Origin of the sequence: Dokdonella sp. (assembly GCF_035703485.1) — a bacterium.
Lineage (GTDB): Bacteria > Pseudomonadota > Gammaproteobacteria > Xanthomonadales > Rhodanobacteraceae > Dokdonella.
Map to the genome: position 1 here is coordinate 1 of NZ_DASSYD010000174.1, position 14,249 is coordinate 14,249.

General features: G+C 57.9%; 14 protein-coding genes. 5 read left to right on the plus strand and 9 right to left on the minus strand.

Going from position 1 to position 14,249, the window contains the following annotated elements:
- Nucleotides 1-212: Slp family lipoprotein (locus tag VFN25_RS13440; protein WP_325142752.1), on the plus strand; the 212-nt coding region annotated here is incomplete at its 5' end.
- On the opposite strand, the gene VFN25_RS13445 is transcribed toward VFN25_RS13440, so the two are convergent.
- The 4 genes from VFN25_RS13445 to VFN25_RS13460 all read right to left on the minus strand — a co-directional run bounded on the left by VFN25_RS13445 (nt 209) and on the right by VFN25_RS13460 (nt 2,730).
- Nucleotides 209-1,123 carry a cation diffusion facilitator family transporter gene (locus VFN25_RS13445; RefSeq protein WP_325142754.1) on the minus strand — a complete coding sequence of 305 codons (915 nt, stop codon included), beginning with the start codon at nt 1,121-1,123 and terminating at the stop codon, nt 209-211. The genes VFN25_RS13440 and VFN25_RS13445 overlap by 4 nt on opposite strands.
- Nucleotides 1,124-1,194: 71 nt before the next feature.
- A complete protein-coding gene (locus VFN25_RS13450; protein WP_325142756.1) occupies nt 1,195-1,572 on the minus strand; it encodes an MmcQ/YjbR family DNA-binding protein in 378 nt (125 codons plus the stop codon).
- A complete protein-coding gene (locus VFN25_RS13455; RefSeq protein ID WP_325142759.1) occupies nt 1,572-2,336 on the minus strand; it encodes a murein L,D-transpeptidase family protein in 765 nt (254 codons plus the stop codon). Before VFN25_RS13455 ends, VFN25_RS13450 begins: the two co-directional genes overlap by 1 nt.
- A gap of 1 nt (nt 2,337) precedes the next feature.
- On the minus strand, nt 2,338-2,730 hold the full coding sequence (locus VFN25_RS13460; RefSeq protein WP_325142761.1) for a DUF6165 family protein: 393 nt from the start codon (nt 2,728-2,730) through the stop codon (nt 2,338-2,340).
- 102 nt (nt 2,731-2,832) lie between these two features.
- Here VFN25_RS13460 and tsaA point away from each other — a divergent pair, with 102 nt between their 5' ends.
- Nucleotides 2,833-3,354 (plus strand): tRNA (N6-threonylcarbamoyladenosine(37)-N6)-methyltransferase TrmO, encoded by a 522-nt coding sequence (gene tsaA, locus VFN25_RS13465; RefSeq protein ID WP_325142763.1) that lies wholly within the window; start codon nt 2,833-2,835, stop codon nt 3,352-3,354.
- Between the two features lie 16 nt (nt 3,355-3,370).
- On the opposite strand, the gene VFN25_RS13470 is transcribed toward tsaA, so the two are convergent.
- On the minus strand, nt 3,371-4,360 hold the full coding sequence (locus VFN25_RS13470) for a LysR substrate-binding domain-containing protein (RefSeq protein WP_325142765.1): 990 nt from the start codon (nt 4,358-4,360) through the stop codon (nt 3,371-3,373).
- Between the two features lie 202 nt (nt 4,361-4,562).
- Between VFN25_RS13470 and VFN25_RS13475 the strand changes: the two genes are divergently transcribed.
- Both VFN25_RS13475 and VFN25_RS13480 read left to right on the plus strand, forming a co-directional pair.
- On the plus strand, nt 4,563-5,630 hold the full coding sequence (locus VFN25_RS13475; protein ID WP_325142767.1) for a DmsE family decaheme c-type cytochrome: 1,068 nt from the start codon (nt 4,563-4,565) through the stop codon (nt 5,628-5,630).
- A gap of 17 nt (nt 5,631-5,647) precedes the next feature.
- Complete coding sequence (locus VFN25_RS13480; RefSeq protein ID WP_325142768.1) at nt 5,648-8,215, plus strand: MtrB/PioB family outer membrane beta-barrel protein; 2,568 nt, start codon at nt 5,648-5,650, stop codon at nt 8,213-8,215.
- Nucleotides 8,216-8,242: 27 nt separating this feature from the next.
- On the opposite strand, the gene VFN25_RS13485 is transcribed toward VFN25_RS13480, so the two are convergent.
- Nucleotides 8,243-9,517, minus strand: coding sequence for an alpha/beta hydrolase (locus tag VFN25_RS13485; RefSeq protein WP_325142770.1), 1,275 nt, complete (start codon nt 9,515-9,517; stop codon nt 8,243-8,245).
- Nucleotides 9,518-9,807: 290 nt separating this feature from the next.
- On the opposite strand from VFN25_RS13485, the gene VFN25_RS13490 reads away from it, so the two are divergent.
- A complete protein-coding gene (locus VFN25_RS13490; protein ID WP_325142771.1) occupies nt 9,808-11,031 on the plus strand; it encodes an MFS transporter in 1,224 nt (407 codons plus the stop codon).
- Between the two features lie 11 nt (nt 11,032-11,042).
- Here VFN25_RS13490 and VFN25_RS13495 read toward each other — a convergent pair whose 3' ends face one another.
- From VFN25_RS13495 to VFN25_RS13505, 3 genes are all read right to left on the minus strand, one after another.
- Entirely contained in the window at nt 11,043-12,167 is a 1,125-nt protein-coding gene (locus tag VFN25_RS13495) for an alginate O-acetyltransferase AlgX-related protein (protein ID WP_325142773.1), read from the minus strand.
- Nucleotides 12,168-12,170: 3 nt separating this feature from the next.
- A complete protein-coding gene (locus VFN25_RS13500; protein ID WP_325142775.1) occupies nt 12,171-13,607 on the minus strand; it encodes an MBOAT family O-acyltransferase in 1,437 nt (478 codons plus the stop codon).
- Nucleotides 13,608-13,772: 165 nt separating this feature from the next.
- On the minus strand, nt 13,773-14,249 hold a 477-nt coding region (locus VFN25_RS13505), incomplete at its 5' end, for a hypothetical protein (RefSeq protein WP_325142777.1).

Below are 14,249 nucleotides of genomic sequence, written 5' to 3' on the forward strand. Positions count from 1 at the left end.
TCCTCCCGGGCTTCGTCGAACCGCTCGACTATCCCGTCGGCCGACACCTGAGCGCGCTCGGCGTTGTTTCAGGAACGCGTGCTGGCCAGGTTGACCAGCACGACTACTTGTTTCCCCTGGTTCGGGCGCGCGAGGTAACCGTGTGGCCGTGGGGATTCATGTTCGACAAGAAACCACGCGTGCAAATCGGAGTTGGCGTCCGGGTCTACTAGTTGCTGTCATCCACATCCGGCTCGAAGAAACTGAATCGAACCTCGGGAAAGCGACGCTTGAGCTCGCGTTCGATTGCATTGATCTGCGCAACCAAACCGCTCGCGGACAATTCTCCCTGCATCTTCGCCTTGACCGAAACCATGACGTCATTGCCGAGCTGCAGGGTCAACAGGTTGTAGAGGGTCTCGATCTCCGGTCGCTGCTGCAGAAATTCGCGGATGCTCGCAAGCCTCCGTGGATCAACGCCCTGACCGATCAGCATCGCCTTGACTTCGATTGAAATCAGGATCGCGACAATGATCAGCAAGCCGCCAATGGCCAGGGTTCCGAGTGCATCCCAGAGCGGGTTGCCGGTCAGCATTGACAGTACGACTGCAATCAAGGCAAACACCAGGCCTAGCAAGGCAGCCAGATCCTCACCAAAGATCACCACCAATTCGGCCTGGCGCGATTGCCGGAACCATTGCCAGAGATTCTGCTCACCGCGAGCCTTGTTGACCTCGATCAGGCATGCGCGCATCGAAACACCTTCAACGATGATGCTGAAGATCAGCACGCCGATTGCGATCCACGGCGAGGTCAGCGGCACATCCGACGACAGCTTGTGCCAGCCTTCATACAAGGAAAACATGCCGCCAACACTGAACAACATCAGAGCCACGAGGAAGGACCAGAAATAAACGGCTTTGCCGTAGCCCAACGGGTAATCCGGCGATGGCGGCTTCTTCGCCTGGCGAATGCCGAACAGCAGCAGAACCTGGTTGCCGCAATCGGCCATTGAGTGGACGGCCTCGGCCAGCATGGCACCCGAGCCGGTCATCACGGCGGCGATGAGTTTGGCTACGAATATCGTGAAGTTCGCGCCCAGTGCAAAGAAAATCGCGCGTATCGAGTTGCCTTGGCCTGCCATGGTTATTCCGCTCTAGTTGTTGATGGAGCCGCGCTGCCCAGGGCGCGGAGTTTTGTCGATGTCGTTTCGCTTCAGGCCAGGGTCACGCCAAGCTGGCGCTGGATCTTCTTCGGCAAGCCGGCACGCACCAGCTCGTAGGACTGACGCACATGATTGGCCAACTCGGCCTCGCTGAAGTCGCTCGTCTCGTTGATGCTGACCCAGTAGGCGCGGGCCATGTACGGAGCCGTGGTGATACCGGGCCGGTCGGTCATTTCCAGAAAACGCTCATTGCCGACCTTGAAACTCAGGCGACCGCGATCCGGCCCGAGTGCGCACATCACCACGAACATCTTGCCGGATACGCTCCAGACCAGATCGACGTCCCACTTCATCGCACGTGTCGCGCCGGGCCAGTTCTGGCACAGCTCATCCAGCAGCTCGATACTCATCCCCATCGCTTCGGACATCAGGCCTCCGTGACTAAATAGTGCCGATCACGCACCTCGATACGCGGCGGAAGGCGGGTGCGCTCGAATTTATCATACGCAGGTTTCAGCTCGCTCCAGAATCCATGCCATGGAGACGCGCTTTCCGCGTCAAGGCTGGCCTGGTCCAGACGGAACGGAAACGCGTGCACATCGAATTGAAGCTGACCGTTACGCAATGCGGCCGCGGCCAGTGTAAAGATTTCCTCGATGCCGTCATCACCCATTGCGTAGCAGCCAATCGAGACACAGGCACCGTGAACCATCAGGAACGAGCCAGTACGCGAATGCGCACGGTCGTAGGCATTCGGATAGCCGAGATTGAAGGAAAGATGGAAACGACTTTGTGCATTGAGCTGCCCTGCCCCGACGCGATAGAAGCCTTCGGGTGCCTGCCTGTCTCCCTCGCGCTGCTTGGGCCCGAGAGCGCCCGACCAGGTGCAAATCGGGTAGCTGCGAAACAACTGATAGCGACCCGCATCGCCTTCCATCCATAGCTCCAGCGCTTTCTCACGCTTGAAGATACGCATGAACACCCGTGCACCAAACCGCAATCCAACTTTGTCGAGATCGCGTTCAAGTGCGGGTTTTACCCGCGCCTCGGCCGCCAGGGCACGATCCATTGATTGTGCTCCTGCCGATTCGATCATGGCTTGCTTCATCAACTTGTGCAGCGACGGACTGGAAACAACGATTACGAGCAGCAAGCCCGCTGCAATCAAGCAGGCGGCTCGCCTGGCAGTCATGTCAGCGATAGTTCTCGTAGGACTTTTCTTCGACCAGGGTTGAGCCAAGCTTCTCGTTGATTTCGCGCTTGTAGGCGGCACGATCGTCATTGCGGAAGTAAACCGAACGCGCCAGTTCGACGAATTCCGCATCGAAAGCCTTGGCCTTCTCCTTGACCCGGATGTGATCCTCGATATCCCACAGGGCTTCGTTGACTTCCCGCAGCTTTGCGCGCTCGGTGCTGATATCGGTCGCCGCCGACGGATCGGCATTCCAGGTTTGATTCAACAAATCGAGCTCGGTGCGCACGTTGGCGAGCTTTTCGGGGTTGCCGATACGTTCGGACTTGATTTCGAGAATCGTGATCTTGTCAATCAACTCGCCATAGGAAACGGGGACGGCAATCTGGCTCATGTCGATTTAATCCTGAAGGTCAAAACCGAATGGTAGGACGGATTGGCAGGAATGCGAACTGCTGCGTACGATCAACCCCCTTGTCGACCGCGATCAGAACCCATGACTCTCAAAACGCCAGCGTCGATGAACGCGATCGCCTTTGTCCGCTCGCCCTACGCACAGCGCATCGACGCACCGCATCAGCCGACCGTGACCGAAGGCACCGAAACCGGCGAGTCAGCCACGGCAAGAATCGAATTTGTCGATGCCATTCCCGTTGAGGCCTATCGCGACCTTGCCGGCTTCGAGCGCATCTGGCTGATCTTTCTCTTTCATCGCAGCGAGGGCTGGAAAGCCGAAGTCCGCCCACCCCGAGGTGGCGGCAAGCGCAGTGTGCTGGCGACGCGCTCACCGCATCGTCCCAACGCGTTGGGACTCTCGGCAGTCAAGTTGATCGGCGTCGAAGAGCGGGCATTGCGCGTCAGTGGCATCGATCTGCTCGATGGCACGCCAATTCTCGACATCAAGCCCTACGTTCCTTACGCCGATGCCTTTCCGGATTCATGCGCAGGCTGGATCGATGAAATCGATGCGCGCCAGGGCAAGCAATCAGCACCCGGACCACGCAAGCCGCGGCGCTGACCAAGTGTCGCATCCATCACAATGCGACTTTCGATCCTGACGATGCACGTACCTGCGAAAGCGGAACCATGCTCAAACGCATCGTGCCGAGACTCGAATCATCGAGCGTCTTGTCCAGCCGATCCGACAAGTAGTCGATAAACTTGCGCACCGCATTGGGTAAGCCCTCTCGTGTCGAGAAGACTGCATTCAGATGCATTTCAGGCAGATTCCAGCCTGGCAGCAGATGGACCAGTGAGCCATCCATGAGCTCTCCACGACAACTGACAGGCGGCAGCTCGGCAATCCCGCAACCCGCCAACGCCGCAGATTTGAGCACGAAAAGATCTTCGGTGAGCAGTCTTGGACGGTGCACGATGTTGCGGACCTCGCCTTTTGTATTGACCAACTCCCAAATTTCGCGTCCTCCGCCAGAGATCCCCTGAATACCTCCGACACAGGGCAGACCGCGCAGATCTTCGGGCACTTTCGGCAACCCGTGCTCTGCGACGAAACTCTTGCTCGCCACCAGCAGGTGACGCGGCAACGGGAACGAACGAACGATCTGCGATGACGTGCGCACGCGCGGGGAGATATTGAGAGCGAGATCGAAGTCTTCTGCGATCAGGTCAATTTCCCTGTTGGTGATATCGAGAAGAACCTCGATCTCGGGATTCTCGAGCAGAAACTTCGAGAGCAGCGGGGCCAGAAACATCTGGCTGAAATTGATCGGGCTGGTCATGCGCACCAGGCCACGGGGTGTGCTTCGCGCTTCATCAATGACCCGATCCGCAAGCTCGATCTGACGCAGAACATCGACGCACTGATCGTAGTAACGCAAACCCAGCTCGGTCACCTGGAGCTTGCGCGTAGAGCGCTGAATCAGGCGCACACCCAGCTCGGATTCGAGCTTGGCCAAATGCTGACTCAGGACGGATTTTGAAACGCCAAGAGCATTGCCTGCCGCACTCAAGCTGCCGTATTCGACGATTTTTGCAAAATACATCAGGTTGTTGAGATCCCTCATTACGCGACCTCCATCTTGGAAGGCAACACCATAGGACTGTTTCGAAATCCGAACAATGAATTCGCGGTTTCGGCCTGTCTTTGCTGCCGATACGCCTGCAGAATCGAGCAGGAATCGGAATGAGGGAATGCATCCGATTCTGCGTTCGCTGCCAACGGAGCCAGGCAGCGACGATCGGACCAAACCGGGAGAATCAACGCATATGAAACGTATTCCGAGAAGTGGCGCCGTACTCGCATCTGCGCTCGTGATCCTGTTCTCCGCTCTCTGCGCTTCATTGGCTGGTGCCGAGCAGGCGCGTGGGCAGCTGGCAACCGACCTGCCATCAACCAATCTGTCCGGCACTGATGTCCGCAAGGACTCCAGCCTGTTTGGTGTCGCGCCAGGCTTCGCAAACGCGCATGTCGCGAAAAATCCGAACGCGCCAGATGATGCGACAGCGGTTGGCGAAACCGTTTGCATCGCCTGCCATCAGCTTGAGAGTGAGCACTTCACGCATACCTTCCACGCACTCGGCTTGCATGCAGCGAAAAAGTCCGACCCCTCGATTCCGGTATGCGAAACCTGTCACGGGCCGGGTTCGGCACATGTTGCGGCACCAACGACCAAGGGCCTGATCCTTGGCTACACGAAGAATTCCGGCACACCGATCGGCGTGCAGACACGCACCTGCCTGACCTGCCACGAGGGCGGGCCGCGCGATCACTGGTCCGGCTCGATCCATCAACGCAATGGTCTTTCCTGCAGTGATTGCCACAACCCCATGGCCAAGTTTTCGGCTGAGGGTTCGATGGCCAAGGCCTCCATCAACGACACCTGTGCGCAGTGTCACAAGGACATCCGCCTGCAATTCAACCGGCGCTCGCACATGCCCTTGCCGGAAGCGCAAATGAGTTGTGACGATTGCCACAATCCGCATGGCTCGATCACCAAGCCGCTGCTGAAGACCAACACCGTCAACGAAACCTGTTACCAGTGTCATGCCGAGAAGCGCGGACCATTCATATTCGAACATGCGCCAGTGCGCGAGAGCTGCCTCAACTGCCATACCCCGCATGGATCCAACCAGCATGCCCTGCTTGTCGCACCGGTACCTTTCCTGTGCCAGCAGTGCCATTCGCACCAGCGTCATCCGAATGATCTGCAGACGCCCAATTCACTGGCAACCGGCAACAATCCCGACGAACGCATCATGGGACGCGCCTGCCTGACTTGCCATGCCAACATTCATGGCTCGAATGCACCTTCCGGTTCTCGCTTCCACGAATAACGACGGGGAGAACGATCATGAGTCCACATCGTTTGCACACCTTGTTGCGAAAACTACCGTTGGCGGCAGCGATTTTGCTCGCTTTGCCCGCCTTCGCCGACAGCGGTGTCGGCGTTGATACCTGGCTTGGCAACAAGCTCGATCCGAATGCCGGGGCGCACATTGCCGGTTGCGATCCACGTGGCACCTCGTTGATGGCGCCTGGCCAGCGACGCTCACCAACCGGCAATCTTTACAACTGCCCTTCGCCACCGCCGCTGATCAAAAAGCGAGGTGACTGGGATACCTATGGCGTCATCCAGTTCGGTCTGGTCAGTACCAGCGGCGATGATCGCAACGCATGGTGGAACCGCTATGTCGACTGGGACAGTGGCTTCATTCTCGGACTGCTGGAATTCAGTGCGGAGCGCGCGGCAGACGGCAGCTACGTAAACGTGCGCGCCAGCCGCATCAGTGATGATGACGCCTACTTTCAGGCAGTCTTCGGTCGCGCCGGCAGCTACAAGGTGCAGGCTTTCCTGCGTGACATGCCAAACGTGCTGTCGAACAACTTTCGCTCGATATGGAACGGCGTCGGCAGCAATACACTGACCGTGGCCGATGGACTGACCGCAGGAGGCAGCACTCCCGAGCAAGTGGCCGCCGCATCAGCCGCTGCCGGCGATGGTCGTCTCTCGGTCCGCAGGGAGAAACAAGGCCTCGCCTACAGCGTTTTCCTGACACCACAGTGGACTGCTTACGTCACCGCAAGCAACGAACAACGCAAGGGGGCACGCCCCTACGGAGGTCCGTTTTTCTTCAACTTTCCGTTTCCGGGGAATGGCGGCGTATTCGAGACGCCAAAGCCAATTGACGACAGCACCATGAATTTCAATGGCGGAGTTCGCTACGCAGGCAAGGTCTGGCGCATGGAGTTCGGCTATCAAGGCTCGTTCTATCGGGATCAGAATACGCGCTACACGTTTGAATCACCCTACTCGCTCTATCCCGTCGTACCGGGTGCCGTATCCGCACCGATCTATCAGGGCCAGATGTCGACTGAGCCGGACAACAATTACAATAATATTCGCGCCAGCTTTACACGAAAAATACCGATGAACGGTGAGTTTTCGGTGACTGCATCCGCTGGGCGCATGTCGCAAAACGACAAACTGATTGCACCGATTGATTGTCAGGGAGTGTTCGGCATCGGTCTTGGTGGCAGCCTTGAACTTGGCCCGCAAAACCCGCTCCTGTTCAGTTGTGACAACTGGAACACGACTGATGCATTGTCGCAAAAGCGCGGTGGCATGCGCATCGACACTAGCCTGGTCGACGCGCGAATTTCACTCCGGCCGACGACCGATATCAGCGTCCACGGCAACGTGCGCTACAACCGTGAGGACTACCGCAACGTCTATATTTCCTACAATCCGTTGACCGGGGACTACGGCTATATCGCCGAAAATGGCTCACAGGGAAGCGTGGTTCCGGGAGAAATCGGGCTGTGGAATCCGCTGACTTCGCCCTCGACCCTGACTCGCGTGCGCAGCCTGCCACTGGACATGCAAACCACCGATGCAAGCGTTGGTGCGGATTGGCGCCTCGACGACAAGAACACACTTGGCGCGACGTACAGTTACAACCTGTTCGAACCGACCAACCGCGAACGCAAGCGTGTAGACACCAACAGCATCAAGCTGACCTGGGTCAATCGTGGACTTGACTGGTTGACCCTGCGCACCAATTTCAATGTGATTCGTCAGAACGGAGATCGATACAATTACGATCCGTACGACTTCACTTTCTCAAGCAGTCTGCCGGGCTATGTGGCGCCACCGACAGGTGTGCCTGCGCACACGGTCGACGCGATTCGGAAATACGATGTTTCGAGTCGCGACCAGGAAAAGCTGAATGTCATGGCAACCATCATGCCCCGCGATGACATGACGCTCAGCGCAAGCCTGCGTCTGGATAGAAATTCCTACGATGCAACCTTGGGTCGCCAGGACTACGACACCTGGGGCGCCACCCTGCAATGGGAGTGGCAACCCGCCAACGGCTCGAATCTCAGCGCCTATGTGGCAGCCGACCAGTCACAACTCAATCTTGCCAATGTGCAGGATCAAGCGGGCGGTGCCGGTGCTGATCCGACGCTTGGCGGCCCCACTTACCCGCTCGATGGCGTCTGGAAAATGCGTGACAAGCAACGCGACTACTACGGCGGCATCAACTTCACCCAACGCATCGCCAAGGTTCGACTCGACCTGAACTGGAACACGGTCTATTCGCGCGGCACGGATCGCTACAGCTATGCTTCGCCTGCGGCCCTCGCCTACCCGAACAGCGTTGGGCCCGGCCCTGGCAATGGCGAGTTTCCGGCGATGATCTATCGGGTCAACTCGTTGACCCTTGGGGTGACAATTCCGTTGATCGAAAACGTTTCACTGAAACTGTTCAACTATTACGAGCGGGCGAGTTTCAGCGACTGGCACTATGTTGGCTTTGATAGCCAGCCAGTAATCGATCATCGCGTCTATACCGATGGCGGCCCGCAAAGCTACGATGCAAACCTGGTCGGCATGTTGCTCAATGTTCACTTTTAAGGAAATGCTGATCAAGCGGCGCAACTGTCATTGATCGATCTTTGCTGGCAAATGAGCTTCGGACTCGCGTGCAATCCGGCCAGGCTTTTCCAGTGCGCCAAGCCACGCGCTGATATGCGCGTAGGCCTCCTGGCTACCAAGCAGGTCAAGGTGATTGGTCTTGTAGATGACCTTGCGCCGTGATTCGGGAAGCTTGAGGTTGCGTTTGGGATTGCGGTGCAAACCGAGGGCGCTGTACAACGGCACCAAGCCATCGCCGGCAAGGCGCTCACTGAGCGCGCCGGGCTTTTTGCCAAGCGAGCCGGCGATCGCATAGCAGCGCACATCCCTGGGCAGCGGCAATGCTTCGTTGCGCCTCACCTGATCGCGGAATCGATCGTGATCCTGCCATTCCGCATCATCCAGGCTGGCATGGCGAAGGTCGGTGATACCGGCACTGCGCAACTTGCCGAGTCGCGACAAGGCAACCGTGTACGGGCTTGATCCAAGAATGGTATCGAGGCGATTGCCGGATCGCTCCAGCGGTGAGCCATCGTGTGGCGTGCCGACAAAGACAAGATCACGCAGGTGTTGAATCCAGGACTTGCCGGTTCTGCGCGCATCTTCGCAGGCACTGCGCGCAACCAGTCCACCCATGCTGTAACCGACTATCACAAGCTGCTCGACCGCAACCGGCCATGCCGCGATCAGCGCTTCGAGATTCTGCGAAAACTCATGCCCATTGGTCGAGATGTGCAGGCCACTGTTGTAGTGCAGATACACCGGCGTGTAGCCGAGCTCATCGGCCAGTTGCTGGCCATGATCGTGTCCACGCCGACGCCATTGCAGATCGGACATGCACAGGCCGTGGGCAAGGACCAGAATTTTTCCGGTCGCGGCGGGAATGGTTGCGGACAAGGCTTCGCGCTCAAGTTGCAGTGGTATGCCGTCACGACGCAGTTGCATGGCAATCTGCAGGGGATTGTTCGTCGAAACCAGATAATCGCCAACTACTCCGTTGAGCACGGAGATCAGGATTTCACGCTGCAAGGAGACATCCTCCGGCAGCGTTTGCGGGGCGACCACACGGAGGATGTTGTCGACGCCACTGCCAACCGTACGCGTAACGCCACGAATGCTGCGGTAGACGAAACCGGTGATACCGCGTGCCGGCTCTTCGGTTGCCTCACCGAACACGCCCGGCAGGCGCGACACATTGTGATGCATGTTTTCGAGCAGATTGGTGACCGCGAGCGTGGCATCGGTTGCCAGTTGCGTATAGGCACGCAGATCAGCAGCCCGTATTGGGGAAAAGCGGAGCATGACCGTTTGACTCCAGAGCGGACACGAAGCTGTCCAGCCAACATCAATAGCAGCTTGTGATCGAGCATGTGCTCTATTGATACCGTCCACATGCCTGACAGTCATCAGACTCAGGCCGGGAATGGCGCGAGAAACCATATCTCCGAATTTCGCGCTGCATGCAAACCGGCCCATGCACGCGGCGGCCGTCGTCATCGATAATGCGCAATCACATTCGACGGGTCCCGCGCAGAAAGTTGCCGTGCGGTCTGCGACCGGTCACCACCGTATGAACAGGATCACGCGCCCTCATGTCGATACCCGCTGAAGTCATCTCCGGCTCGCAGGGCGGCTCAACGCCGACGGTGAATGCCTCGACGGCGTTTCCGGTTTTGGCCATGCTCAGCTTCTGTCATCTGCTCAACGATCTGATTCAATCGGTTCTGCCGGCGATCTATCCGTTGCTGAAATCCAGATTCGCCCTCGATTTTGGCCAGATCGGACTGATCACGCTGACCTTCCAGATTACCGCTTCGCTGCTGCAACCCATGATCGGCGCGCTGACCGACCGACACCCGAAGCCCTGGTCGCTGGCGATTGGCATGGCCTCGACGCTGATTGGTCTTCTGATCCTTTCGCGCGCGCCGACATTCCCGATTCTGCTCATTGCTGCGGCGATGATCGGCACCGGTTCGGCCGTGTTTCACCCCGAATCCTCGCGCATTGCACGACTTGCCTCGGGCGGACGCCATGGATTGGCGCAGTCGCTGTTTCAGGTCGGCGGCAATGTCGGGTCGGCGCTCGGTCCCCTGCTTGCCGCCTTCATCATCATGCCACGCGGCCAGTCCAGCATTGCCTGGTTTGCCCTCGCGGCGATGATTGCGATCATTCTGCTGACTCGCATCGGACGCTGGTATCGCCTGCAGATCCCGAATCTGCGTCGACCTGCCGTACGCGTAGCTGGCGAACTTGCCTACACGCGCCGCCAGGTCATCACCGCCCTCGTCGTACTCGGCTTGCTGATCTTCTCCAAATACTTTTATCTGGCCAGCCTTTCGAGCTATTACACCTTCTATCTGATGCACAAATTCGGCGTCAGCGTGCAGTCCTCGCAAGTTCACCTGTTCATCTTTCTGGCCGCGGTTGCCGCTGGCACGATCATCGGCGGCCCGGTCGGCGACCGCATCGGCCGACGCTATGTGATCTGGGCATCAATCCTCGGCGTGCTGCCATTCACCCTGATGCTGCCGCACGCCAACCTGCTGTGGACGACCGTACTGACCATCGTCATCGGCCTCGTATTGGCCTCGGCATTTGCGGCCATCCTCGTGTTCGCCCAGGAACTCGTGCCGGGACGTACCGGAATGATTTCAGGTCTGTTTTTTGGTTTTGCGTTTGGCATGGGTGGCATCGGCGCCGCCGTGCTCGGTCAACTTGCCGACCATATCGGCATCGAAGCGGTCTATCGAATCTGCGCCTGGTTGCCAGCCATTGGACTGCTTGCCTGGTTTCTTCCACGCAAGAGTGCCCCCTGAATGCGTCGCTGTCAGTTCGGCGCAGATCGAAAGGTTTTCATGAACTCCATGCCGAGATTCGGACAGCCGATGGTTCTTTCGAGCATCTGGTAGATCACCAGGTCGACGTCGAGTGACAGCAGTTTCGGCCAATCGGCTTGGCATGAATTGTGATGGCTCCAATACACCGTGTTGGCGCTTTCCAGTGCGTACAACGGCCAGTGGGCAGAGAACGAATCGCCAACGATCAGGACTCTGCTGCCGGGACCGTCACGATGCAGGACAAACGGCGCCTGCAGGCTGCGGTCCGCAACATTCAGCTCCTCGCGTACGGCATGTGGATAACTCGATACGAAACCCGGGAGGGCCCAGTCCAGCGGTTCGCCGTCGAAACCCGCCATTCGCGCCAGGTCGTGCGGTGCGCCAGGCACCTGTTGTGCACCCGTCGGAATCGCAACCGGTTTCAGCACTCCGCCGCTCAATCGGGCGATTTCGTTGAAGCCCAGCGCTGCACCAATCGGTGTCCAGTGCGTGTCGGTCAGGAAAAAGAGGGGCTGCTGATCCTTGCTGGATTTCAGGACAGCGCGGATGTCGATGGCGTTGATGCCTTTGCTGCGAATACCGCTGATCAATTGATCCATCGCATGGTAATCAGAACGCTTGTGCAGCCAGCCCGGAAGATTTTCGGGATACACCGTGTGTTTGTCGGGAGTTGGCACCACGAGCAACGGAATGCCGCGTTGGTCCAGTCGATTGGCGATGGCCTGGATCAGCTCAACCTGATGGCTGACCTTCTCTTCGACTTCATTCCTGGTTTCCGCTGTCGGCAGCAAGCCTTCTTCGTAGAACAACCATCCCTGTTTGCCAACGATGGCCTTGCCTGATGCTGGTGATTTCAGGGTTCGGCGGATCCAGGCGTTGATATCCAGCAACCAGTCACGCATTCCAAAATGATCCTGCAAATAGGTATCCCACAAGGGTGTGTACTGAAACGGCTGTTCGATCAGTTTGGCCAGACCGGGCTTCACTGCCAGGCTGCGTGCTTCGCGCTGGCTGATGTCCTGCCGGGGCGACAACAGCATCACGATACCGGGAATCACCAGCAGGCCGAGGAATAGCCAGTTCCGAATCCGATTGTCGGGTCGCGACCGAATCATCTGTCAGAACCTGAAGTAGAGGAAAGGACTAAAAGCACCGCTGGCGACGAAGCTCAGCGCCGCCACGAACAGCGAAACCAGGGTGAGCTCCGACGTGACACGCAGAACCGGATTGGTCGATGTGAGCGGAAAATGCAGGCGGATGGCAGCGCCCAAACGTCGCGGCAGATCGAGCGCAAACAGCGTTCCGGCGAGCAGCGCGGTGAAGGTCAGCGGATTGATTGTATTGACCATCAGCAAGGCCTCACCGGATTGAGAAACAACACCGAACAAGACCTGAAACATTCCAATCGCCTGATCCATCGTGTCCGAGCGGAACCATACCCATCCCGTCATGACCACCAGCATCAGGTAGATGTGGCGCAGCCATGCCGGCGCGGCCCTGATCGGTCGGCGCAGCAGGGTTCGTTCGGCGACCAGAAATAGCCCGTGATGCAGACCCCAGATCAGAAACGTCCAGCTTGCTCCGTGCCAGAACCCGCACAACACAAACACGATCAGCAAATTTCGATAAGTACGCCATGCGCCGTGGCGATTGCCTCCCAGAGGAATGTAGAGATAGTCGCGAAACCAACTCGACAAACTGATATGCCAGCGACGCCAGAATTCGGTAACCGATCGTGCGATATAGGGAAAACGAAAGTTTCTTGGAAAGCCAAAGCCGAACATCAAGCCAATACCAATGGCCATGTTCGAGTACCCGGCAAAATCGAAATAGATTTGCAGCGTGTAGGCGCAAAGGCCGATCCAGGCCTGACCGATATTCAGCGCATGCAATGAGGCGGGCAACCAGGTGGCGTCGGCGATCATCGCCACCTGATCGGCGACCAGCACCTTTTGCGCCAGGCCGATGACGAACAATTTCCAACCGTAGCTGCGGCGTCCCGGCGATTGCAGGCGCTGACGAAGACGCCGGTCAATACTCGCGTAGCGGACGATGGGGCCGGCGATCAATTGCGGGAACATCGAGATGTACAAGGCTACGCTGCCCAGATTGCGCGCAGGCGTGGCCTGACCGCGATAGATGTCGACCAGATAGGAAATGGCCTGGAAAACGAAGAACGAGATACCCAGGGCAAGTGGAATCGACGGAATGTGAAGCGACGGAATTCCCGCATCCACAGCGAGACTATTGTAATTGTCGAAAACAAAGTTGGCGTATTTGAAAACCACCAGCAGGAGCAGATTCAACCCGACACCAACACCGAGCCAAAGACTGCGTTTGCTCCCATCACTGCGCGAAATTCCCAAGCCGCAGACCCAAGAGAAGACGACAGAGGCAGCAAGAACCGGCACAAAACGCGGCTCTCCCCAAGCGTAGAAAACGATGCTTGCCACCAGCAGCACCGCATTCTGCCAGCGAATCTGGCGGGTCAATCGGTAGAAAATCAGGGTCAGCGGGAGAAAGAAAAACAAGAACGTGACCGAACTGAAAACCATGCGAAATCCAGAAGTCGTATTACCCGGATGAAATTCTAACCACCAGGAAGCAACCCCGGAAACGCCTGGCTGTTGGCCTGCTTCGCAGGCCGATAATGCCGATCAACATCGATTCGTGCAATCCGAAACAAGCGCCGATGACCCCATGTAGTTGGTGCTGATGGATCAGCGTTGTCTCATGGCATTCGAGCCCGGGCGCCACGCTCCGAGCAAATAGCCAGCGCCAATAAACAGGCACAGCACCGAGGTCGCGACGACAAACACATTGAGGTCATTGCAGCGCCCGCAAAGGCGCTCCAGCGCGTGCGGGTCGGTGACCGCGAGAAAAGGCAGCCACACGGCGCGCGCAGTCAGGATCAGGCCAATGACGCAGAGCACCGGGCGCAGCGCAGGCAAACGCCGAACAAAACCAAGTGCCGAAAAAGCGTAGCTCGTGAATACACCGAGGACACACGCAATAGCGATGCAGGCAATTAGCGGACGTGCCAGACCGGCCGCCGCCATTGCAACCAGACCTTGAGGAGCTCCGACAAAACGGTACCAGTCGGGCCCACCCAGTGGCAGTGCCAGGTGCATGAGCGCACCCACAGCACACAGCAAGCCTGATGCAAACAACCAGAGTTGTGGAATACGCGACAAGTT

What these genes read in the sequence shown, in the direction of transcription:
- VFN25_RS13445 (WP_325142754.1), bottom strand. Translation starts at nt 1,123, where the DNA reads ATGGCAGGCCAAGGCAACTCGATACGCGCGATTTTCTTTGCACTGGGC.
- VFN25_RS13470 (WP_325142765.1), bottom strand. Translation starts at nt 4,360, where the DNA reads ATGAGGGATCTCAACAACCTGATGTATTTTGCAAAAATCGTCGAATAC.
- VFN25_RS13460 (WP_325142761.1), bottom strand. Translation starts at nt 2,730, where the DNA reads ATGAGCCAGATTGCCGTCCCCGTTTCCTATGGCGAGTTGATTGACAAG.
- tsaA (WP_325142763.1), top strand. Translation starts at nt 2,833, where the DNA reads ATGACTCTCAAAACGCCAGCGTCGATGAACGCGATCGCCTTTGTCCGC.
- VFN25_RS13480 (WP_325142768.1), top strand. Translation starts at nt 5,648, where the DNA reads ATGAGTCCACATCGTTTGCACACCTTGTTGCGAAAACTACCGTTGGCG.
- VFN25_RS13455 (WP_325142759.1), bottom strand. Translation starts at nt 2,336, where the DNA reads ATGACTGCCAGGCGAGCCGCCTGCTTGATTGCAGCGGGCTTGCTGCTC.
- VFN25_RS13490 (WP_325142771.1), top strand. Translation starts at nt 9,808, where the DNA reads ATGTCGATACCCGCTGAAGTCATCTCCGGCTCGCAGGGCGGCTCAACG.
- VFN25_RS13500 (WP_325142775.1), bottom strand. Translation starts at nt 13,607, where the DNA reads ATGGTTTTCAGTTCGGTCACGTTCTTGTTTTTCTTTCTCCCGCTGACC.
- VFN25_RS13450 (WP_325142756.1), bottom strand. Translation starts at nt 1,572, where the DNA reads ATGTCCGAAGCGATGGGGATGAGTATCGAGCTGCTGGATGAGCTGTGC.
- VFN25_RS13475 (WP_325142767.1), top strand. Translation starts at nt 4,563, where the DNA reads ATGAAACGTATTCCGAGAAGTGGCGCCGTACTCGCATCTGCGCTCGTG.
- VFN25_RS13485 (WP_325142770.1), bottom strand. Translation starts at nt 9,517, where the DNA reads ATGCTCCGCTTTTCCCCAATACGGGCTGCTGATCTGCGTGCCTATACG.
- VFN25_RS13495 (WP_325142773.1), bottom strand. Translation starts at nt 12,167, where the DNA reads ATGATTCGGTCGCGACCCGACAATCGGATTCGGAACTGGCTATTCCTC.